We start from the raw sequence: 20983 nt of genomic DNA, 5'->3' as shown, positions 1-20983 counted from the left end.
GATGAGGGGTAGCGGTCCCTGTAGCGAGCCCGCCTGAGGTGGGGGGAGACATGCGGCAGCTCAGCGCGCTGGACGCGCAGTTCCTCAACTTCGAGACCGCCACCAACGTCGCGAACGTCGGCGGCCTGGCCGTGCTGTACAAGGACCTGTCCAGGAAGAGGATCCAGCGCAGGCTGGCGGAGCGGATGGCCGGGGTGCCGCAGCTACGCCAGCGCCTGGTCCACGTGCCCCTCGGCCTGGACCACCCGTACTGGGCCGACGAGGGCGAGGTGGACCTGGACCATCACGTCCGGGAGCTCACCCTGCCCCCTCCGGGCGACGATGAGCAGCTGGGCGAGCAGGTGGCCCGCCTGCACGAGCGCCGGCTGGACCGGAGCCGTCCCCTGTGGGAGATGTACCTGATCCACGGCCTGGCCGGGGGCCGCTGCGGCATCTACGCCAAGGTCCACCACGCCGCCGTCGACGGGCTCACGGGGGCGGAGGTGCTGGCCGCGCTCATGGATCCCGTGCCCGAAGCGGCCTCGTACGAGCTCGAAGCCCCTCCGGGGCTGTGGCGCATGCTGGCCAGGAGCGCCTGGCACCTCGCGGGGAATCCCGCGCACCTGCTGCGGTTCGCCGGGGAGGCCCTGCCGGTGCTGGACCAGCTCCCCGTCATCTCCCGGCTGCCCGGCGCGAGCGGCGTCGCGCGGCTGATCCGGCGTGAACCCCGGCCCGAACTGCCGGACCTGGAGGCCCCGCACACCCCGCTCAGCGGCCCGGTCTCCTCCCGCCGCCGTTACGCCTTCGCCGAGCTGTCGCTGAAGGAGATCAAACGGGTCAAGAACGCCTTCGGCGTCACGGTGAACGACGTCGTGATGGCGCTCGCGGCCTCCGCGTTGCGGCGCTGGCTGCTGGCTCACGCGGCGCTGCCGGAGATCCCCCTGGTCGCGGGGGTGCCGTTCTCCGTACGCGGCCAGGAGGGCGTGAACGAGGGCAACCAGGTCACCATGATGATCACACCGTTGCCCACGCACGTGGACGATCCCCGCAGGCGGCTCGAACTCGTGAGCGAGGGGATGCGGCAGCTCAAGGAACGGTTCGCCCTGACCCCCGCGCGCTTGCTGCGTGACCTGAGCGAGAGCATGCCCGCCGCCCTGAACGGCCTGGCCGACCGCGCCGCGCTTGATCTTCTGGGGCGTACGGGGCCGCCCGTCAACGTGGTCGTCTCCAACGTTCCGGGCCCGCAGTTCCCGTTGCGGATCGCCGGGGTCAGGCTGCTCGCGCACTACCCGGTGTCCGTGGTCACCGACGTGAGCGGCGCCGTCAACATCACGGCCTTCTCCTACGACGGGCGCCTCGACGTCGGGTTCACCGCCTGCGGGGAGCTGGTTCCCGACGTGTGGGCCTTTCCCGGCTACCTGCGCGAGGCCCTGGAGGAGCTCAGCCCGAGCCGGAGGAGGACCTAGGGCGGGGCTGCTCAGAGGCCGTGGATGCGGCGGCCCGTGATGCGGTGCGGGATGATCCGGATGTAGAGCCGGCGCTCGCCCCCCGCCCACGGGGTGACGTCGGCCTGGACGGCCTCGTCCTCGGGCACGTGGTGGGCGGGGCCCTGGACGAGCACGCTCCAGCCCTCCCGCCGGGCTTCGTCGATCCGGTCGACCTGGAAGCCGATCTTGATCTCCACCCCTTCCGCACCGGTGCGCAGGTCCTGGTCCATGGGGCCGCCGTGGGCGGTGCGGAAGACGATGGCGCCGTCGTGGACCTTGTAGTTCACCGGCAGCACCGTGGGCCCCTCCGGGCCGTTGAACGCCACCCGGCCGATCCCGCCCGGCGCGACCAGCCGCAGGCACTCCTCGGGGTCGAGCACCTCCAGGACCGCGTCGGCCGCGCCGGATCCGGGGCCGGGCGGTCGGTCGCGCCCGCCGCCCAGCAGGTCCTCGACCGTCGTCTCGAGGGCGGCGGCCAGGCGGGTCACCGTGCCCGTGTCAGGAGTGCCCAGATGGCCTTCGAGGTGCTGGACGTATCCGGCGGACATGTCCGCCCGGTCGGCCACCTGTCCGGGGGTGAGGCCGAGCCTGTGACGGTGGTAGCTGATGCGACGCCCGAAGTCGCCGGTACCGGTCATGAGTGCGTCCTCCCTCGTCATGTCCACGAAGCTAGCCAGCCGCCCGTTCGGCGGACAGGGTCCTTCGGCCCTTGCCGGACCGACCTCCGGCCCTGCTGCGGGCGGGCGCGAGCGGGTGGGATGGAGGTGACGAAGGAGGCGTATCGTGATCATCGTAGGAGCCGACGGCTCGGAGAATTCGCGCGCCGCGCTGGAATGGGCGGCCGACGACGCGTTCCGGATGCGAGTGCCGCTGCGGATCGTCCATGCGGTGGACCGCTCGCCGTACCAGATCCGCAAATACTCCATCGACGCTCTCCCGGACGCGCTGCGGCGCGAGGGGCGCAGGATCCTGTGCGAGGCGGAGGTGCTCGTACACGAGCGGCAGCTCGCCGTCGAGGTCACGACCGAGGACGTCGAGGGCTCGCCCGCCGAGGTCCTGCGTGAGCAGGCCAAGGACGCCACCGAGGTCGTGGTCGGCAGCCGGGGGCTGGGCGGGTTCGCCGGCGCGCTGCTGGGCTCCGTCAGCATGAAAGTGGCCGGCCACGTGCCCTGTCCCGTCGTGGTGGTGCGCGGGGAGCGGCGGCCGGTGTTCCAGGAGGTCGTGGTCGGGGTGGACGACTCGCCGCAGTGCGAGCCCGCGCTGGCCTACGCCTTCGGGCAGGCGAAGCTGCGCGGGAGCACGCTGCGGGTGGTGCACGCCTGGCAGCTGCCGGTGCACGCCTTCGCGCCGGAGATCGCGTACGACATGGACGAGATCCGTACGGCGCAGCATCAGCTCGTCCGCGACCGGGTGAAGATCTTCAGCGATGACCACCCGGAGGTGAAGGTGGTCGAGGACGTCCAGTCCGCCCATCCGGTCGAAGCGCTCACCGACGCGTCCGAGCGGGCGGACCTGCTGGTGGTGGGCTCGCACGGGCGCGGAGCCGTGGGCTCGATGCTGCTCGGCTCGGTCAGCCGGGGTGTCCTGCACCACGCGCACTGCCCGGTGGCGGTGGTCCGGGCCTGATCAGCGCCGGTCAGGACCTTGGTCACCCGGCATCGGGGACGTTGGCCACTGCCGGAGCAGGCCGCTCCGGCAGATCGTGAAAGCGGAGGTGGAGTCATGTCACTCGAAGTCAAGGACATCATGGGCCGGGTGGCCATCGCCGTGCTGAAGGAGGCCTCCTTCACCGAGATCGTGGAGGCCATGGAGCGGTTCGCGGTGGGCGCGGTCACCGTGATCGACGCTTACCGACGGCCCGTGGGAGTCGTCTCCGAAGACGATCTGCTCCTCAAGGAGGCCGACACGGTCAGGCTCGGCGTGCCGATCTTCGAGTCCCGCCGGCGGCAGCAGGAGCACCGGAAGGCGGCGGGCGTGACGGCGGCTCAGCTGATGACCTCCCCGGTGATCACCGTCACGCCGGGCACCTCGGTGCGGGACGCGGCCCGGCTGATGCACGCCAAGCGCGTCAAGCAACTGCCCGTGATCGACATGGACACCGGGCGCATCGTCGGCACCCTCCACCAGCGCGATGTGCTGCGCGTCTTCATCCGTCCGGCCGAGGAACTGGCCGCGGACATCAGAGCCGTCCTGCCGGATCCCGCGGCGTTCACCGTCGGCATCCACCAGGGGGTGGTGACGATCGGCGGCGTGGTCGAGTGGAAATCTCAGGCCCTCGCGCTGACGGAGCAGATCCGGCTGATCGAGGGGGTCGTGGACGTGAGATCCGAGATCACCTTCGACAAGGACGACCTCCTCATCCTCCCCTCGGGGATGTAGAGGGCCGTCCGGCAACCGCACCCCAAGCACGAGCAACGGACGGTGTGCTTGAGGTGTGACAAGAACGATCGATTCCCATGGAAAGGGGGCCGTCATGGCCGCCACTGTCAACAGGCCCGTCACGCAGACCGGCGCCGCCACCGCACGCCGTCCCGTCGGCTACGTCTGGGCGATCGCCCGGATCTCGATCGGCTGGATCTTCCTGTGGGCGTTCCTGGACAAGACCTTCGGCTGGGGATTAGCCACCCCGGCCGAACGCGCCTGGATCTCCGGAGGCAGCCCGACGACCGGGTTCCTCAAGGGCACCGGCGAGAACGCGCTGGGCGGCTTCTTCGGCTCGCTGGCCGGGCAGCCGTGGGTGGACTGGCTGTTCATGGCCGGCCTGCTGGGCATCGGCCTGGCGCTGGCCCTGGGCGTCGGGATCAGGATCGCCGCGGTCACCGGCAGCCTGATGCTGGTTCTCATGTGGGCGGCCGAGCTGCCCCTGGCCAACAACCCGTTCATGGACGAGCACATCGTCTACTCCGTCGTCCTGGCCGGCCTCGCCCTCGCCGACGCGGGAACCACCCTCGGACTCGGCAACCTCCCGATCATCCGGCGTAACCCCTACCTCAGGTAGCCTGGCGATCCCCACGCCCACCCCTCGGAAGGGGTGGGCGTCGTCTACTTCCTGGGACGGGCGATGAACGTCGTGACGACGACCGCCACACCCAGGATCACGGAGACGATGACGATCGCGACAGGCGGCCAATCCATGACGGCCCCTTCCCGAGGAGACCTGGCACTTCCAGCCCACGCCACCGGCCACCGGTCGCACCAGAGGCGAAGGTCCCGGGTATCGGTCGTGGAGCCCAATGGTCCCTCGCGGAGAGGACTTCCTCCCCTGGAGACGTGGCCTCGCCGGGCGTGAGCTGGAGATATGAGTACGAGGACCGGCGAAAGGGCGGCGATGAACGGAGCGGTCGTCGTGGGAGTCGACGGTTCGCGGACCGCGTGGGCGGCGCTCGCCTGGGCCGCCGGCGACGCCGGACGCCGAGAGCTGCCGCTGCGCATCGTCCACGTACGCGAGCCCTGGCTGGCCGAGCGTCCGCTCAGCGCATCGAGCGACCAGGAGACCCTGACCGAGCGGTGCGACAGGCTGCTCGCGGCTGCGGCCGATCGCGCGCACGAGCTCGCCCCCGGCGCGCGAACCTCGACGGCCCTGGTCACCGGGGCGGTGATCGAGCGGCTCAGGAGCGAGTCGGAGACGGCCGACACCGTCGTGGTGGGCAGCCGGGGACTGGGCGGTTTCGCCGGGCTGGTGCTCGGCTCGGTCGGGTTCGGCCTCGCCGGGTACGCCGAGAGCCCCGTGGTGGTCGTCAGGAGGCCCCCGCGCGACGGCAGCGGGGAGATCGTGGTGGGCTACGACGCCTCGCCGTGCGCGGACATGGCGCTGGAGTACGCGCTGGCGCAGGCGGTCGCCCGGCGGGCGCGCCTTCGGGTCCTGTACGGCAGGCGATATCCGTACACGGCTCCGCACCCCGTCGGGTACGGGCCGTTGCCGGTCGGCGAGGCCGATGAGATCGGACGGCGTCTGGCGCTCCGGCGGGAGAAATACCCGGATGTCGAGCTGATCGAGTCGATCGTCGACGAGCACCCCGTTCCGGCCCTGGCGGCCGCCTCCCGGGTCGCCGATCTCGTGGTGGTGGGTTCGCGCGGGCTCGGTGGGTTCACCTCCGCGATGCTGGGCTCCGTCAGCCGTGGGGTGCTGCAACGAGCGCACTGCCCGGTGAGCGTGGTCAGCGCGCCGAGGAGACGGCCACTCCGCCGCACCCCAGGCGCACGTGTCCGATGACGCGGCGGCGGGGCCGGGCCCGGCCGCTCGCCTCCAGTGGGAGGCCACTGAAGGCGAGCGCCGCCCTTGCCGGCCGATCTGCCGCGCCTCAGCGGACAGGCGAGCCTTTCCCGTCACACCTTTCCGGCGAGTGCCCGGCTCGGCTGGTGTCCGCCGGCCTTGACGCTCATGGTCCGCGGGGTCGTGACGCGGCCGACGGCGGTGTTCTGGTTGCTCACTGTGCCGCTTTTGGTGATGGGATAGCCGGCAACGAGGTCGGTTACGGTGACCGGCTCGATCTCTTCCAGATAGCCGTTCTGCAGCAGCCAGCTGATCGGGACTTCGTCGCTGGTCTGAGGAGCTTCGGGAATGTACTTGCTGAGCACGTGATATTGCGTGCCGCCGCCTGGCTGCTCAAAGGCGGGCGCCGCCGGGCCCACGTCGACGCGGAACGACTTGAGCACCCGGAACGCATGATAGTTGCACAGGTGCTCCGGATCCTGCGGGTTGGTGTTGAGATTCCGGGGTGGCAGCGAGCGTCTGGTGTAGAGGTCGCCCAAGGGCGCCAAGAATGACCCGGTGTAGCCGCCGAAACGGTCGAGTCTCATGCCAGGCTGGAGAAACGTCGTCTTGAGCAGCAGCCTGCCGTTGGGATAATCGCCGGAACGGGCGAATCCGGCGTCGGGCGGGAAACGATAGTTGTTCACGACGTAGTCCCAGTAGCGCCCGAGGAAATGCTGGGGGCTCAGCCCGCCCAGCGGCACGTAGCCGCGCAGGAGATTGCCGAGATAGCCGGTCTGGGGCAGGGTCGTCGGCCCCAGATCCGGGTCGCCGGTGATGTACGGCGATCCGCATACCTCGCCGGTGATCTGCGTGCTCCCGTTCGGCGGGGGAGCGATGTCGGCATGCGCGGTCGCGCCGCTTTGGGTGCCGGCGGCCACGCATATCGCGGCAGCCAGTACGGCACCTCGTCGGTGATATCTCATGATTTATCCGTTGCTTGCACTGAGGAAGACGAAAAAATAGATCACCGGCAGCCCGAGTATGTCCATACGGAGGCGCTGAATGCGGTGATCGGCTTCTACATTCCCAGTGCCGCCCGCGGCGCATCTTCGGCGTTATAAGGAAAACGTAAAGATGGTGCGACAAAAGTGATAAGAATTGTCATTCATGAGATTTATTGTGCATGTTACGCTTTTTCGGATATGTGTCGATTCCGCACCTGTTGCTACCACTAGTTGATCTACAATGTAAAGGGGTGCGCGATGACCTGGTGGACGACGGTCCGGTTCCTGCACGTGTTGTCGGCGGCGCTGTGGGTCGGCGGGCAGCTCACGGTGTCGCTGGTGGTGCTGCCCCTGGCCCGCCGCCTGCTGGAGGATCGACCGCGGGCCGAGGTGCTGACCGCGGTCGGTCGCCGCTTCGGGATCATCACCGTGGCCGCGTTCCTGCCCGTCCAGATCGGCACCGGCGTCGCGCTCGCCGGCCACAAGGGCGTCACCTGGTCCTCGCTCGCCGATCCCGGTTATGGCCGGATCCTGGCCGCCAAGCTGCTGCTCTTCTGCGCGGTCATGGCCGCCGCCGCTCTCCACGGCTGGGCCTCGGGCGCGGCCCGTCCCCGGCTGGCGCGGACCATGGCGGTGGCCTCGCTGGTGGGGTCGCTCGGTGTCGTCCTGCTGGCCACCGCCCTGCCCGCGACCTGAGCCGCACCGCTCAACCCCGTCCGCTCCGCCGACTCGCGGTGACGGCACAGAACGTCGAGGACACGCCCGCCGCCGTTCCGCGCGAGCAGGCCGAGGGTGCGCGCCACCGAGGGCGCAGTGGGCGGGCGCTCAGAAACCGGCGGGCGTGCCACCGAGGGCGCTGCGGGTGATCATTCCGGCCTGGCGGCCCGCAGGCGGGCGGACAGGGCGGCGGCCTGGGTACGGCGTTGCATGTTGAGCTTGGCCAGCAGGTTGGACACGTAGTTCTTGACCGTCTTCTCCGCCAGGAACAGCTGCTCGCCGATCTGCCGGTTGGTCAGCCCTTCGCCGATCAGGTCGAGGATGTGGCGTTCCTGTTCCGTCAGCGCGGCGAGGGGATCCTTCCTGGCGGCCTGGTCGCGCAGGCGTTGCAGCATGGCGGCGGTGGTCTGCGGGTCGAGCAGCGACTGCCCCGAGGCGACCGTGCGGACGGCGCCGACCAGGTCGGAGCCGTGGATCTGCTTGAGCACGTAGCCGGACGCCCCGGCCATCACCGCGTCGAAGAGCGCGTCGTCGTCGGCGAACGACGTCAGCATCAGGCACGCCAGGCCGGACATCCGGGAACGGACCTCTCGGCACACGTCGACGCCGTTGCCATCCGGTAACCGCACGTCCAGCACCGCGACGTCGGGCTTGAGCGCGAGGATGCGGGCGATGGCCGACTCGGCGGTTCCCGCCTCGCCGATGACCTCGATGTCGTCCTCGGAGTCCAGCAAGGCGGCGACCCCGCGCCGTACGACCTCATGGTCGTCAAGGAGGAACACACGAATCATGCCTCAGACGCTAGTCACACGATCCATGGTCACAAAGAGGCCAAAGTCCCTAGCCGGGCGCGCCGGGGCCGGCGTACGCGGTCGGCCGCTACACCGGGAAGGGCCGGGCGGAGATGGAAGCGGCGAAAGTCCGGAAGAAGAAGGGACGTTGGACCCTATTCCTGGCGTCCGCCGGTGGACCAAGCTGTCGCGGTGGACTACAGGACAACAGGTGGTTTGGTGGAATGAACGGCCGTAACCTCAAGGAACTGTCCGCGGCGGACTCACTGCGACGGCTGGCCGACGTGCCGCTCGGACGTGTCGTGTTCACGCGGCACGCGCTTCCGGCCGTACGGCCGGTGAATCACGTCGTCATCGACGGGCAGATCGTCATCCGCTCCAGCGCGGGGACCATCCTGAGTGCGGAAGTGGCGGCGGTCGAGGCCGTGGTGGCCTTTGAAGCGGACGAACTGGACGTCGAGGAACGCCTCGGCTGGAGCGTGGTCGTCACCGGCTTCGCCGAGCTCGTACAGGATCCTGGGGAGGTGGCCCGGCTCAGGTCCATGATCACACCTTGGGTGACGGGGCAACTGGACCAGGTGATCCGCATCCGTCCGCAGATCATCACCGGCTACGAGCTGGTCCCCGGATGAGGGCCTGCGGCGCCTGATCCGGTCATCGTCGCGCAGGTTCCGTCGGCGGACGACGCCCGCCGGACGGCCGTCCGACCTCGGCGGGAGAGTCCCGGGAACAGAGGGTAGGAAGCGTTTCGGCGTGGTGCCAGACTGATCGACATGGAAAGCGAGCACCGTCCGTTGATGCCGCACATGCGGCTCGATGAGCTGCTGGCCGAGCTGCAGGTGAGGCTCAACGCCGTGCTGGCCACCCGGGACCGGGTGCACGCGCTGCTCGAGGCCGTCGTGTCCGTGGGCAGCGACCTCGACCTCGAAACGGTGCTGCGCCGCATCGTGGAGACCGCGACCAAGCTGGTCGACGCCGGCTACGGCGCGCTCGGCGTGGTGGGCCAGGAGAACAGCCTCATCCAGTTCATCCCGGTCGGGCTGAGCGAGGAGGAGATCGCTCGCATCGAGCACTGGCCGCACGGGCTGGGCCTGCTCGGGTTGCTGATCAAGGATGCCCGGCCGCTGCGGCTGCGCCGCATCTCGGATCACCCGGAGTCGTACGGCTTCCCGCCCGGCCACCCGCCGATGGGCACCTTCCTCGGTGTCCCCGTACGGGTGCGCGACGAGGTGTTCGGCAACCTCTACCTGACCGAGAAGCGCGGCGGTGGCGAGTTCGACGAGGAGGACGAGGCGATCGTGATCGCGCTGGCCACCGCGGCCGGCGTCGCCGTCGAGAACGCCCGCCTGTACGAGGAGTCGAGGCGGCGCGAGACCTGGCTGCAGGCCTCCTCGGAGGTGACCACGAGCCTGCTGTCCGGCGCCGAACCGGGTCAGGTGCTCGCCCTGGTGGCCGCCCGCGCCCGCCAGATGAGCGACGCCGACCTGGTCCAGGTGCTGCTGCCGGACCCGGCCGGGGACTCGCTGCGGGCGGAGGTCGTGGACGGAGAGGGCGCCGAGGAAGTGCTGGGAACGGCCTTCGGGATGTCGGCCACGCTCGCCGGCGACGCGTTCGCCCAGGGGGAGCCGCTGACCGACGCGGACCTGCAGAGCGCTCCCTATCTGGACTCGCCGCTGCGGCGGCTGGGTTACGGCCCCGGGCTCATGATCCCGCTCGGCGCCCCGCCGAAGGTGCGCGGGGTGCTCGCGCTGGCCAAGCGGGGCGGGCGGCTGCCGTTCAGCGCCGCGGACCGGCAGATGCTGCATGCCTTCGCGGGCCAGGCGGCGATCGCCCTCGAACTGGCCGAGGCGCGCCGGGACGCGGAGCGGCTCGGCCTGCTGGAGGACCGGGACCGGATCGCCAAGGACCTGCACGACGTGGTGATCCAGCGGTTGTTCGCGACCGCGATGACGTTCATGAGCACCGTGCGGCTGGTGGAGCATCCGGAGGCTGCCAAACGGCTGCAGCGCGGCATCGACGAACTGGACGAGACGATCCGGCAGATCCGCTCGTCCATCTTCGCCCTCCAGATCTCCCACGACCAGGCCGCGCCCAGCCTGCGGGGGCAGATCGTGGACCTGGTGGAGGGCGCCGGCGGCCATCTGGGGTTCATGCCGGGCTTGCGGATGGAGGGTCAGATCGACACGCTCGTGCCCGAAGGCGTCGCGGAACAGCTGCTGGCCGTCCTGCGCGAGGCCCTGTCCAATGTGGTACGCCACTCCCGCGCCACCCGCGCCGACGTCTCAGCCGAGGTGTCGGGGGACGGCGTCACCCTCGTGGTCTCCGACAACGGCGTCGGCCTGGGGGAGGGCGGGCGACGAAGTGGCCTGCGCAACATCGAGGAACGGGCGGTCCGCCTGGGCGGCGCCGCCGAGCTCGAGAGCCCGGCCCCGAACGGGAAAGGCACGCGACTACGCTGGCACGTCCCTCTGTGAAGGGGGCCATGGTCCTGTACGCGCGGCGTGATCAGGTCAGGATGGTGAATCGGCGATCCAGATCGAAGATCCTGAGAAGGCGGAAGACGCGTTCGGGGACATGGGACAGATGCAGCCGTCCGCCGACGTCTCGGGCCTTGTCATCGGCCCGGATGAGCGCTGTGATCCCTGACGCGTCCATGAACGACACGTTGCCCAGGTCGACCTCGGTGGTCGAGCTCGGGCCGTTCATCGTGCCGAAGAGCAGTTCCTGCAGGGGCAACACCGCGGCCAGGTCGATCTCTCCACTGACCATGACCTTCGCGGCGCCGTTCGTCGCCTGCTCGGAAAGTTGAAAATGTTCCATATATGGGCCTGGATTGGCACGTTCCGTGGTCATCTTCGCCTCCCACCGGATCCCCTCGCTCCATGCTGTCGCGGCCCAGGTGGCCGCAGTAGGGCCGAAAGTCCCGGCCGTCGTCCTCCGATGGTCCTCCGGGACGACGGCTGAGCGGCCGGATCGCCGTGCCCAGGCGCCGTACGGCCGGGAGGCGTGCCCGCGCGCCCCGCTGCGGCGCCGGCCTCGGCGAGGGCGGGCGGCGACGCGGGTGGAGATCCGCGTCGCCGGCGCCGGGCCCCGCTCCTTGGTGCGGGACCTGCCCCCGCCCGTCGTCCTCACCGGCGTCGGCACGCCGCGGGGCGCGTTCCTCCGCCCGCTGCGCCTATGGCCGCGTGGCGCGGACGTAGTAGAGCAGGTACGGCAGGTCGCCCTCGGACTCCACCTGGAAACCGGCGTCGGGGATCATGGTGCCGAGAAGGTCGCGGGGGTCGTGCCGCATGGCGGGGCCGGTGAGAGCGCCGATGACCCGCCTGGCCAGGGGGTTGGCCGGCGGGCGGAACTCGGCGATGAGCAGGCGGCCGCCGGGTCGCAGCACGCGGAACATCTGGCGCAGCGCCCCGGGCCGGGCCTCGGCGGGGATGTGGTGGACGGCGAGGCTGGAGATCACCAGATCGAACGAGCCGTCGGGGAACGGCAGGTCCTGGCCCTCGCCTTCCACGTAGGTGCAGTTGGCCGGAGCGTGCCGGGTCGCGTAGTCGATCATCGCGGGGGACGGGTCCACCCCCGTGACGTGGCCGCTGGGTGTGACGACCGGGGCGACGATCCGGCTGAGATAGCCGGTGCCGCAGCCGACGTCCAGGACGCGATCGCCGGCTCGTGGCCTGGCCGCCGTCGCCACGCGGGTGTAGGCGGCGCGGCGGCCGCCCAGGAATCCGATCGAGACGAAGGTGTCGTAGGCGCGCGGGTGGTCGATGGTGCCGCCGGCGTCGGCGTGCTCTTCATGGGTGTGCAGGAGCTTTCCCAGAGCCATGGTGTTACCTCCCGATGATGAACAAGGTGTTCAGTTATGAATGATGCGTTCATAATGGCGCGGGGAGCAACGAGCAGATCGGCCGTGCTGTGCGCTACCGACCAGAGGGTGAGGAAGTGTCCGGAGACAGGCGGGTGCGGCGCACCCGGCGGATCGTCCAGGAGGCGCTCGTGGCGCTGATCCTGGAGAAGGGGTATGACGCGGTGACCGTCACCGACATCATCGACCGCGCGGACGTGGGCCGGTCCACGTTCTACTCGCATTTCACGGACAAGCAGGACGTGCTGTTCAGCAACCTCGACGAGCTCGCGTTCCTCCATCCCGTACCGGCTACCCGATCGGGCGAGCTTTTCGCATTCAGCCTGCCGATGTTCGAGCACGTGCGCGAGCAGCGGCGGCTGGTGCGCGCGCTGCTGGGGCGGCGCGGCGGCGGCCAGGTGTACGCGCGCGGCGAGCAACTGCTCTCGGCCGTGGTCAGGAACGAGCTCGTGGCCGCGGGCGCGCGGGCGTCGGCCTCGCTCGACCTGCTGGTGGTGTGCGTGGTCGGCGCGTTCATGGGGCTGCTGCGGGCGTGGGTGGACGGCGAGGGCACCGCCACGCCCGCCGAACTGGACGCCGCCTTCCGCGCGGCGATCGAGCCGGGCGTGCGGGCGACGCTGGGTCAGGGGTAGCCGGGTACGCGCGACGCGGGGTGAGCCTCGCCACGCTGGGCATGGGCATGGGATTCGGCGCCCGGATCAGCGGCGCACGGCCTCCCTCCGCTCCCAGACGTGTTCGGGTACGCCGCCCGCCCGAGGGCGGGCGGCGTTCGGGCATCGAGGGCCGGGTCCTTGTCAACGGAAGGCTCGCTGGCGTCTGGGCTGCCTGCCGCAGTCGCCGAACGATCCCCAGCCGCCGGAGGCCCGGATGGCGGAGTCGGGAGAGCTGATCGTCCCCTTGAAACTGACGCACTTGCCGTGGACGTTCGCCTTCACCGGCCCCGCGTAGTACTTGAAGTACTTGGGCTCTGCCGGGTCCTCGTATGTGAGGGGCGGGGCGAAGAAGGAGTTCCTCACGAGGAGGGTCGCCGTGGTGCTGGTGGGCGTGCCCACGAAGTCCGACTTGATGGTGACGACGCAGTGCTCCCCGGTGTACGGGCTGTAGAGCAGGTGGACCTCCCCCCGGACGGTGTTCGTCTGGTCGGCCACCGGCCGGGTGCCCAGCGCCACCCTGTGGAAGCCGCTGCCGCACACCTGCTCGGGGGTGTACCCGCTCGCGGCGCCGGCGGGCGCCGGCAACCCGGCGAGCGCGGTGGCGAGCAGGGTCGCTGAGGCGAGTCGCGTGATGACGTTACCGGTCATGGATTTCCTCACTCGGGGTCGGCAGGACAGCGTCGGATGTGATCACCCGGCGTCTTCGAGGCTGGCGGGCCCGGCGTTTGTCCGGAAGCGGCCGACACCAAATCCGGACAATGAGTTGTCCGCGGACAATCGGTTCTGTTGACTTGATCATCGGGGGGGAGGAGGCGGCCGCGATGAACCGCAAGGCGGGCAGGCCCCAGGGCGGTCCCCGGGGTGGCACGGAGCAGGCGAACGCGCTGGCGGAGTTCCTGCTGACGCTCACCGTCGGGATGACCGTCCGCGAGCTCGCCGCGCGGTATCACGTGGGCAAGACGCTCTGGGGCGAGTACCGTTCAGGCCAGAAGATCATCCCATTGGGGCTGCTGAAGCTGCTGGTCCAGGACCACGCGCCGGACGACCGCACCCGCCACGTTCACCTGGAGACCGCCGCCCGGCTGCACGCGGCGGCCCTTGAGGCGGCCCGCCATGAGCTCGCCCCGGCGGCCCCGCCGCCGCCGGCGGAGGCCGCCGAACCGGCGATCGCGCCGCAACGATCGTCCGCGAACCCCGGCGCGCCGCCTGCGGGAAGGCCGGCCGCCGACCCCGGTACAGCGCCTGCGGGAAGGCCGGCCGCCGACCCCGGTACGGCGTCTGCGGGAAGGCCGGCCGCCGACCCCGGTACAGCGCCTGCGGGAAGGCCGGCCGCCGACCCCGGTACGGCGTCTGCGGATAGATCGTCCGCGGACCCTGGCGCGGCGCCTGCGGGAAGACGCCGTCCGCGTCCCCTCCTGCTCGCTGGTGGCGGCACAGCGATCGCGCTCCTCACGCTGCTCGCGCTGCTGCTCGGATGGGGTCATCCGGGCGGGGACACCGTGTTCGCCGTGGGGCCGCGCGGCGTCGGCGTCTTCCGCTGGGACGGCGCGGACGCGGCCGGGTGGACCAGGATCGGGGACGGCGCCAAGCGCCTCTACTCCGGGCCGGCCGGCCTGTTCGCGACCGGGATCGACGATCGTCTCTACCGGTACGAAGGCCGCCCAGGCCGCTGGTCGCTGATCAGCGAGCCGGGCGGCGACTTCGCGGTCAGCGGCGCGCACGTCTTCCGGCTGACCGCCGACCGTCAGTCCGTCGACGTGTGGAACGGGGACGGCACGTCGTGGACCAGCGTCGGCGGCCCGGCGGCGCGGCTGTACGGCGGCGAGCCGGGCCTGTTCGCGACCGATCCGAAGGACGGCCGGATCTTCCGCTACTCGGGCCCCTTCGACTGGCAGTGGATCGGGTGGGCGGGAGCCTCGTTCGCGCTCACCGACCGTCACCTGTACGGCCTCAGCCCAGAACGCACCAGGGTCCACCGCTGGCTCTCCAAGGATCCGTCGCCACCCTCGCCGCCCTGGACCTACGCGGCAGGTCCGGCGGCAGAGCTGTACGGAGGCCCCGCCGGGCTCTTCTCCACCGATCCCTCGCGCACACGGCTGCGCGTCCTCGCGGACTCGCCGACCGCCGTAGTGAGCCAGACCTGGCAGGACATCGGCCCGGCGGGCGCGGAAGTGGTGGTCGGCCGGGAGTCGGTGTACGTCCTGACCGAGGACCGCTCGCGGATCCTGCGCTGGTCCGCCGGCTCCGGCACCTGGCAGCACATCGGCGGACCCGCCCAGACCCTGGCGGCGGGCTGAGGCCCGGCCTCGCGACGCCGCCAGCGGTTCCCCGCCGGCGGTCCGGCCCATGCCTTCAGCGGTTCCCCACCGACGGCCCGGCCCATGCCTTCAGCGGTTCCCCGCCGGCGGCCCGGCCCATCGGGACAGGGTGTCGGCCAAGGGCGCGGCGTCCGATCCGGTCCAGCCGACGTAGCCGTCCGGGCGTACCAGCACGGCCTCGGCGCCCAGCTCGCGCCCCGTCACCTCGTAGCCCACCCACGCCGACCACGGGGCGGCGGCCGCACGCAGGCGCTCGGAGCCGGAGAGCAGCAAGCCCCGGCCGGCGCGTAGATCGAGGCCCGGCAGGTACCGCCCGAGCAGGGGGTGCGGCGGCCCGGGGAGGGCATAGCGTATGTCCAGCCCGGAGATCATCCCCGCGACCACCTTGTTGGCGTCCGGCACCGTCAGCGGCTCCTCGACGATGTCGCGCAGGGCCAGGTTCTCCTCGTCGGGCACCAGCAGGACGGCCTGGGCGCGGGTGTTGGCCAGCACGCGCGCGGCCACGGGATGCCGTTCGGCGTGGTAGGTGTCGAGCAGCTCGTCCGAGGCGCGGCCCTCGATCCGCGCGGCCAGCTTCCAGCCCAGGTTGTGGGCGTCCTGAAGGCCGAGGTTGAGCCCCTGGCCGCCCATCGGGGAGTGGATGTGCGCGGCGTCCCCGGCCGGCAGCACCCGGCCGTGCCGGTAGCGCGTGACCTGCCGGCCCGGTGAGGGTGAGGTCGGCGACCGCCATCCGCAACCGGCCGTCCAGCCCGGGAAAGCCGACCCCCAGCAGCTCGCGCACCGTGCTGCGCCCGCCGTCGCAGCCCACGAGATACCGGCCGCGCAGCCTGGCCGCTCCGGCGACGGCGGTGACGCCCTGATCGTCCTGCGCGAGCGCGCTCAGCCCTCGACCGCGCAGCACCTTGACCCCCAGCTCCGCCGCCCTGGCTTCGAGGAGCTCTTCGACGCGCGCCTGCGGGATGCCGAGCATGTACGGGTGAGCCGTGTCCCAGGCGGTGAAGTCGAGCCGGAGCCCCGCGAAATGTCCGCCGGGCACGCGCTGGATCGCCCGGTCGGTGAGCGGGCCCAGCAAACCACGCGACTCGAACACCTCGGCCGTGCGCGGCTGCAGGCCGAGTGCCTTGGACTGGCCGCTGCGCGCGGGCAGCTCCTCCACCACGATCGCGGACACCCCCGCGAGACCGAGCTCGGCGGCGAGCATGAGGCCGGTGGGACCGGCCCCGACAATGACCACATCGACCTCCATGGCGGGACGTTAGAACGCGGGATGTCCCTTACCGCAACGAAAGCGGCACAGCCCTGCGCCCGGCCTGGAGAACGAGCCGGCCCCGGGGACGTGCCGGTGCGCGGCCGCGCGCCGTTCGGCGGAGAATCTTTGACAAGCCCGGATGGCGTCGTGCGGTTGAACCGGTCAAGACGGAGTCCATGGATCTGGCCCGCGTGCGAGAACGTTGTGAGCAACAGATCCGGCGACTGCGGATCTCGCCGCCGTTGAACGTCGCCGCACTGTGCGAGGACCTGGCCAGGGAACGCGACCGGCCGATCCGCCTGCTCCCGCTGTCCTCCCGGCCGTCGAACCCCTCCGGCCTGTGGGTGTCCGCCAAGACCGCCGACTACATCTTCTACGAGGAATCCGCCGGCTCGGTGCACCGCGAGCACATCATCCTGCACGAGATCGGCCATCTGGGCAGCTGCTCGAACTCCTCGCCGACGTCCGGCTCCTGCAGACCGATGAGCCCGGCAGGTACCGGATGCACCACCTGGCACGGCTGTTCGCCTGCGAACGCGCGGCGACCCGTGGCCCCGACGCCCCGCAGGCCGTACGGCGGGTCCTGCATCACTTCCTGGCCACCGCCCGCCGGGCCGTCCGGCTGCTCAACCCGCATCCCGAGTGGCCGGCCGCCATCGATCCCGTGACACCCGTCCACGCCGGATCGCGGCTGGCCGGCCCCAGGCCGCCCGGGAGTGGGCCGACGCCGAGGCGCCCAATCTGGTGGCAGTGGTCCGGCAGGCGGCCGAGACCGGCGACGACGACCTCACCATCGGCCTCGCCTCGTCCCTTTCTCACCTGATGCTGCACCGTGGCCGATGGGACCAGGTGCGTCAGATCCGCCGGGTGGCCGCGCACGTGGTCCAGCCTGGAGGCGACCCGCGGGCCGACCTCGGCGTCCCCCTGCCCTCCAGGGGCCGGCTCGCCGTCGCGCCGCGCGTCCTCGCGCCGGACAAGGCGTCGCTGGGCTGATCATCTCGCCCTCGCCATAGGCGCCATCCGGCCCCTCGCCCTTGCGGTGAGCCGTGTTGGATGAGCGGATGGACTCCTTCGACGCGCCCGGCGAGCCGGTCACCGTTCACGCTCCCGCAGGCACGATCATCGGCCGTCGCGCCGGCCAGGTGAGGCGCTTCCTCGGCATCCCCTACGCCGAAGCCCCCACCGGGATGCGGCGGTTCGCCCCGCCGGTCCCCCGTGGCCGGCTCCCGGAGCCGTTCGACGCCTCCCGGCACGGCGCCACCTCGCAGCGCGTGCCGCTGTTCGCCACGACGACCATCCCGGAGCCGTCGATACCGGGCGACGACGTGCTGAACCTCGGCGTCGTCGCCCCCGCCGCCGACGACGACCGGGGACCCCTCCCCGTCCTGGTGTGGATCCACGGCGGCGGTTTCCTGGCCGGGAGCCCGGCCAGCCCGTGGTACGACGGCCGCGCCTTCGCCCGCGACGGCGTCGTCTGCGTCACCGTCGGCTACCGGCTGGGCGTCGACGGGTTCGCGCCGCTGGACGGCGTCCGGCCGAACCTCGGGCTGCGCGACCTGCTGCTCGCCCTGGACTGGGTGCGGGAGAACATCGCCGCTTTCGGCGGCGATCCGGACCGGGTCACGGTCGCCGGCCAGTCGGCCGGGGGCGCGGCGGTGCTCGCGCTGCTCTCCTCACCCGCGGGCGGCGGCCGCTTCCACCGCGCGGTCAGCCTGTCCGGCGGCCTCTTCGGCGGGGACGCGGACGCCGCCCGCGACCTGCTCGAACGGCTCGGGCGCAGGCTCGGCGTGCCGCCGACGCGCGCCGGATTCGCCGGCCGCACCGTGGAGCAGATCCAGCAGGCGGTCATCGACCTGCGGGACGAGAGCGGCGGCAGGCTCGTGCTCGGGCCCCGCGTCGGCGACGACCTCCTGCCGGTGCCCGTCGCCGACGGCCTCGCCGTCCACGGGCACGACGTGCCCCTGCTGCTCGGCGCGACGGGCGACGAGTTCGACGGCGGAGCCGAGCAGGAGGCGAGGGCCGCCGCCCGCGCGGCGGGCACCCGCGTGACGGACGCCCTGTTCCGCTCCGCCTGCGCCCGCACGGCGGCCGCCCGCCGCCGGGCCGCCGCCGGGACCTGGCTGTACTCCTTCGAATGGCCGTCTCCCGTGCTCGGCGGGGCCGCGCACTGCGCCGACCTCCCGTTCTTCTTCGACGTGCTCGACGCGCCCGGCGTCGCCGAGGCACTCGGGCCGAACCCGCCCGCCGGCCTGGCCACGCTGATGCACGCCGATCTGGTCGGGTTCGTACGCGGCCAGGACCCCGCCTGGGCGCGGGCGACCGGCGCGCTCGGCGATCCGGCGCGCGAATACGGCCGGCCCGGAGCGGCCCTCGCGGCCGACACCACGGGCGTGTACGACCCCTTGGCACGGGCGGTGGAGCCGCCACGCCCAGCGCATCCGGAGGGACGCGGCTGAGCCGATACGCCGGCCGACATTGACACCGGTTACCGGCTGCCGGAAGGTGAGCGCAGGCTGAGAGAAGGATTTCCCATGTCGTCTGAGCGCCTTCCGGGACCGTCGAACGTCCCTCCGCCTCCACGCCGGGGCGACAGCTCGGTGCACGACCTCTCGAGGGCCACGGGTGAGGACGGCGGAGGCTCCGCGTTCCGCCGCGCCCTGGACTCGCCCCGGACCCAGGATACCGTCCGGGCACTGGTCGACGCCGGCGGCCAGATGCGCATCGCGGAGCTGCAGGACCGGGTGGAGCTGTCGTTCCTGCAGTTCACGGCGGTGCTGGCCGAGCTGACAGAAGAAGGGTTGGTGACGGTCAAGGGACCTCCCGGCGACGAGGTCGTCCACCTGTATCGCGAGGTGTGAGCCATGTGGGTGCCCTTTCTCGCGGTCGTTCTCATCGGCGCGCTCGTCGCGCTGGCCGAGTTGGTGTCGCGCTATCGCGACAACCCCGCCGGCGCGCTGTGGTCGGTGCCGGCGGCCTTCTACGTCGCCGTCAACGCGGGCGGCGCGGCGGCGGCGTTGTGGACGGTCACGCAGTTCGGGTGGACCTTCGGCGCCACGGGGGAGAGCGTCACGTTCACGCAGGTGCTGGTGGCGGGGTTCGGGTCGGGGGCGCTGTTCCGCAGCTCGCTGTTCAACGTCACGGCGGGCAACCAGGTGATCGGGGTCGGGCCGAGCGCGGTGCTCACGGTGATCTTGTCGGCCGCCGACCGGGCGGTGGATCGGGGGCGGGCCAGGATCAGGTCCAAGGGGGTCGGCGAGATCATGGGCGGGTTCCCGTTCGAGCGGGGCGCGGACGCGCTGTTCCATTACGCGGTGGCGGCGCTGCAGAACTTCACGCCCGCCGAGGTCAAGGCGGTCGAGGATCGGATCGGGTCCCTGCGCTCGGGGCGCGAGGCCACCCTTCCCGAGCAGGTCAAGTCGTACGTGCTGGGTCTGTCGTTGCAGGCCCTGATCGGTGAGAAGGTCCTGCGGGAGCTGGTGGAGTCGTTGAGGCCCGCCTTCGAGCAGGCGCCGCCCGCCGAGCAGGTGCTGCTGGACGTGCTGCGCACCAACGGCAAGTCCGAGCTGCGCAAGCTTCAGGCGATGTCGGGGCTGCAGTTGTTCGAGTTTTCGCGGGTGTTGGACGGGCTCGTCGCGGCGGGGCGGGTGGCCGTGGACGGCGGGTCGGGCCAGGAGGTCGCGAGCTTGGCGGGGACGCCTTGACGTACGAGGGCTCCGGCTGCCCCAGCCGTCAAGCGGGCACCAACCCAGTGATCTCGGACAGTTCCTCGGCGGTCGGCTCCCAGCCGCCGGCGGCCGCGTTGGCCCGGACCTGCTCCGGGGAGGTCGCGCCGGCGATCACCGAGCCGCAGCCGGGCAGCGCGGCCAGCGCGCCGATGGCCACGTCCAGGAGAGACCGGTCGTGCTTGTCGGCCCAGGACGTGAGTGCCTCCACCCGGTCCAGCTTCTCCGGCGTGACGAGGTGGGGCCGCTCCGCGAGCCGGCTCCCGGCCGGCGGCTCCTGCCCGCGCCGCACCTTCCCTGTCAACAGCCCGTTGGCCAGCGGGAAGTACGGCAGCACGCCGACCCCGTAGTGCCGGGCCGCCGGCACCACCTCGCGCTCGGCGCCGCGCTCCAGCAACGACCAGTGGTTCTGCGCCGACACGAACGGTGCGCACCCTCTCGCGCGGGCCACGTGCGCGGCCTCGGCGATCTGCCAGCCGGCGAAGTTGGAGCTGCCGAGATAGCGCACCTTGCCCTCGCGCACCAGCTCGGTCAGGGCCTCCAGCGTCTCCTCGATCGGGGTGACGCCGTCGGGGAAGTGGTACTGGTAGAGGTCGATGTAGTCGGTACGCAGGCGGCGCAGCGACCCCTCCACCGCCCGCCGGATGTACGACCGGCCGCCCAGCGTTCCGCACGCCGCACCCTGGTCGCCAGGTCTGCCGAACTTGGTGGCCAGCACCACCTGGTCCCGCCGGCCGGCCAGCACCTCGCCGAGGATCTCCTCGGAGGCGCCGTACGCCTCGGCGGTGTCGAAGAGCGTCACGCCCTCCTCGATCGCCGCGTCCACCACCTCCCTGGTACGGGCGACGTCGATCCGCGAGCCGATGTTGTTGCAGCCCAGGCCGACCACCGACACCCGCAGGCCCGAGTCGCCCAAGGTCCTGTAACGCATGATCCGAAGTCACCTTTCGCTCGAACGGCCCGCCGCAGCGCCGCCCTAGGTCACCGGTAGGCGGTCCACCATCCT

General features: G+C 71.5%; 23 protein-coding genes and 1 pseudogene. 15 read left to right on the top strand and 9 right to left on the bottom strand.

Annotated elements, in window-relative coordinates:
• Positions 1–50: 50 nt before the first annotated feature.
• Positions 51–1445 carry a WS/DGAT/MGAT family O-acyltransferase gene (locus H4W80_RS07955; protein ID WP_192784474.1) on the top strand — a complete coding sequence of 465 codons (1395 nt, stop codon included), beginning with the start codon at positions 51–53 and terminating at the stop codon, positions 1443–1445.
• An 11-nt stretch (positions 1446–1456) separates the two neighbouring features.
• Here the strand turns inward: H4W80_RS07955 and H4W80_RS07950 are convergent, their stop codons facing one another.
• Positions 1457–2125 (bottom strand): helix-turn-helix domain-containing protein, encoded by a 669-nt coding sequence (locus tag H4W80_RS07950; protein ID WP_225963317.1) that lies wholly within the window; start codon positions 2123–2125, stop codon positions 1457–1459.
• 124 nt (positions 2126–2249) lie between these two features.
• Between H4W80_RS07950 and H4W80_RS07945 the strand changes: the two genes are divergently transcribed.
• The 4 genes from H4W80_RS07945 to H4W80_RS07930 all read left to right on the top strand — a co-directional run bounded on the left by H4W80_RS07945 (position 2250) and on the right by H4W80_RS07930 (position 5679).
• Entirely contained in the window at positions 2250–3092 is an 843-nt protein-coding gene (locus tag H4W80_RS07945; protein WP_192784473.1) for a universal stress protein, read from the top strand.
• Between the two features lie 96 nt (positions 3093–3188).
• Positions 3189–3845, top strand: coding sequence for a CBS domain-containing protein (locus tag H4W80_RS07940; RefSeq protein WP_192784472.1), 657 nt, complete (start codon positions 3189–3191; stop codon positions 3843–3845).
• A gap of 94 nt (positions 3846–3939) precedes the next feature.
• Positions 3940–4464 carry a hypothetical protein gene (locus tag H4W80_RS07935; protein ID WP_192784471.1) on the top strand — a complete coding sequence of 175 codons (525 nt, stop codon included), beginning with the start codon at positions 3940–3942 and terminating at the stop codon, positions 4462–4464.
• A gap of 300 nt (positions 4465–4764) precedes the next feature.
• On the top strand, positions 4765–5679 hold the full coding sequence (locus tag H4W80_RS07930; protein ID WP_225963316.1) for a universal stress protein: 915 nt from the start codon (positions 4765–4767) through the stop codon (positions 5677–5679).
• Positions 5680–5792: 113 nt separating this feature from the next.
• Here H4W80_RS07930 and H4W80_RS63455 read toward each other — a convergent pair whose 3' ends face one another.
• On the bottom strand, positions 5793–6599 hold the full coding sequence (locus tag H4W80_RS63455; protein WP_192784470.1) for a TNT domain-containing protein: 807 nt from the start codon (positions 6597–6599) through the stop codon (positions 5793–5795).
• A 324-nt stretch (positions 6600–6923) separates the two neighbouring features.
• Here H4W80_RS63455 and H4W80_RS07920 point away from each other — a divergent pair, with 324 nt between their 5' ends.
• On the top strand, positions 6924–7361 hold the full coding sequence (locus H4W80_RS07920; RefSeq protein WP_192784469.1) for a hypothetical protein: 438 nt from the start codon (positions 6924–6926) through the stop codon (positions 7359–7361).
• 170 nt (positions 7362–7531) lie between these two features.
• Here H4W80_RS07920 and H4W80_RS07915 read toward each other — a convergent pair whose 3' ends face one another.
• On the bottom strand, positions 7532–8173 hold the full coding sequence (locus tag H4W80_RS07915) for a response regulator (protein WP_192784468.1): 642 nt from the start codon (positions 8171–8173) through the stop codon (positions 7532–7534).
• A gap of 224 nt (positions 8174–8397) precedes the next feature.
• Here H4W80_RS07915 and H4W80_RS07910 point away from each other — a divergent pair, with 224 nt between their 5' ends.
• On the top strand, positions 8398–8805 hold the full coding sequence (locus H4W80_RS07910) for a pyridoxamine 5'-phosphate oxidase family protein (RefSeq protein ID WP_192784467.1): 408 nt from the start codon (positions 8398–8400) through the stop codon (positions 8803–8805).
• Between the two features lie 141 nt (positions 8806–8946).
• On the top strand, positions 8947–10647 hold the full coding sequence (locus H4W80_RS07905) for a sensor histidine kinase (RefSeq protein ID WP_192784466.1): 1701 nt from the start codon (positions 8947–8949) through the stop codon (positions 10645–10647).
• Between the two features lie 31 nt (positions 10648–10678).
• Here H4W80_RS07905 and H4W80_RS07900 read toward each other — a convergent pair whose 3' ends face one another.
• Together H4W80_RS07900 and H4W80_RS07895 are read right to left on the bottom strand one after the other, a co-directional pair.
• Positions 10679–11026 carry an STAS domain-containing protein gene (locus H4W80_RS07900; RefSeq protein WP_192784465.1) on the bottom strand — a complete coding sequence of 116 codons (348 nt, stop codon included), beginning with the start codon at positions 11024–11026 and terminating at the stop codon, positions 10679–10681.
• 322 nt (positions 11027–11348) lie between these two features.
• The gene (locus tag H4W80_RS07895) at positions 11349–11996 is read right to left on the bottom strand and encodes a class I SAM-dependent methyltransferase (protein ID WP_192784464.1); all 648 of its coding nucleotides are present in this window, start codon (positions 11994–11996) and stop codon (positions 11349–11351) included.
• A gap of 116 nt (positions 11997–12112) precedes the next feature.
• Here H4W80_RS07895 and H4W80_RS07890 point away from each other — a divergent pair, with 116 nt between their 5' ends.
• Entirely contained in the window at positions 12113–12667 is a 555-nt protein-coding gene (locus tag H4W80_RS07890) for a TetR/AcrR family transcriptional regulator (protein WP_192784463.1), read from the top strand.
• A 162-nt stretch (positions 12668–12829) separates the two neighbouring features.
• On the opposite strand, the gene H4W80_RS07885 is transcribed toward H4W80_RS07890, so the two are convergent.
• A complete protein-coding gene (locus H4W80_RS07885) occupies positions 12830–13336 on the bottom strand; it encodes a hypothetical protein (protein WP_192784462.1) in 507 nt (168 codons plus the stop codon).
• Between the two features lie 143 nt (positions 13337–13479).
• Here H4W80_RS07885 and H4W80_RS07880 point away from each other — a divergent pair, with 143 nt between their 5' ends.
• Positions 13480–14985, top strand: coding sequence for a hypothetical protein (locus H4W80_RS07880; RefSeq protein ID WP_192784461.1), 1506 nt, complete (start codon positions 13480–13482; stop codon positions 14983–14985).
• Positions 14986–15075: 90 nt separating this feature from the next.
• Here the strand turns inward: H4W80_RS07880 and H4W80_RS63450 are convergent, their stop codons facing one another.
• Positions 15076–15675, bottom strand: a complete 600-nt coding sequence (locus H4W80_RS63450) for an FAD-dependent monooxygenase (RefSeq protein WP_318786753.1) — start codon at positions 15673–15675, stop codon at positions 15076–15078.
• 97 nt (positions 15676–15772) lie between these two features.
• Positions 15773–16207 (bottom strand): annotated as a pseudogene (locus H4W80_RS63445) (FAD-dependent monooxygenase); the annotation flags it as partial.
• Positions 16208–16497: 290 nt separating this feature from the next.
• Here H4W80_RS63445 and H4W80_RS07865 point away from each other — a divergent pair.
• From H4W80_RS07865 to H4W80_RS07845, 5 genes are all read left to right on the top strand, one after another.
• A complete protein-coding gene (locus H4W80_RS07865) occupies positions 16498–16923 on the top strand; it encodes a hypothetical protein (RefSeq protein ID WP_192784460.1) in 426 nt (141 codons plus the stop codon).
• A 76-nt stretch (positions 16924–16999) separates the two neighbouring features.
• The gene (locus H4W80_RS07860) at positions 17000–17248 is read left to right on the top strand and encodes a hypothetical protein (RefSeq protein ID WP_192784459.1); all 249 of its coding nucleotides are present in this window, start codon (positions 17000–17002) and stop codon (positions 17246–17248) included.
• A gap of 68 nt (positions 17249–17316) precedes the next feature.
• Positions 17317–18711 (top strand): carboxylesterase family protein, encoded by a 1395-nt coding sequence (locus tag H4W80_RS07855; RefSeq protein WP_192784458.1) that lies wholly within the window; start codon positions 17317–17319, stop codon positions 18709–18711.
• A gap of 75 nt (positions 18712–18786) precedes the next feature.
• A complete protein-coding gene (locus H4W80_RS07850) occupies positions 18787–19113 on the top strand; it encodes a hypothetical protein (RefSeq protein WP_192784457.1) in 327 nt (108 codons plus the stop codon).
• 3 nt (positions 19114–19116) lie between these two features.
• Positions 19117–19956, top strand: coding sequence for a hypothetical protein (locus tag H4W80_RS07845; protein WP_192784456.1), 840 nt, complete (start codon positions 19117–19119; stop codon positions 19954–19956).
• 28 nt (positions 19957–19984) lie between these two features.
• Here the strand turns inward: H4W80_RS07845 and H4W80_RS07840 are convergent, their stop codons facing one another.
• On the bottom strand, positions 19985–20908 hold the full coding sequence (locus H4W80_RS07840; RefSeq protein WP_192784455.1) for an aldo/keto reductase: 924 nt from the start codon (positions 20906–20908) through the stop codon (positions 19985–19987).
• Positions 20909–20983: the final 75 nt, after the last annotated feature.

This window comes from Nonomuraea angiospora (assembly GCF_014873145.1).
In the GTDB taxonomy this organism is placed as follows: Bacteria; Actinomycetota; Actinomycetes; order Streptosporangiales; family Streptosporangiaceae; genus Nonomuraea; species Nonomuraea angiospora.
The sequence above is the reverse complement of the archived record's forward strand: the minus strand, read 5'-3'. Positions and strand labels throughout refer to the sequence as shown.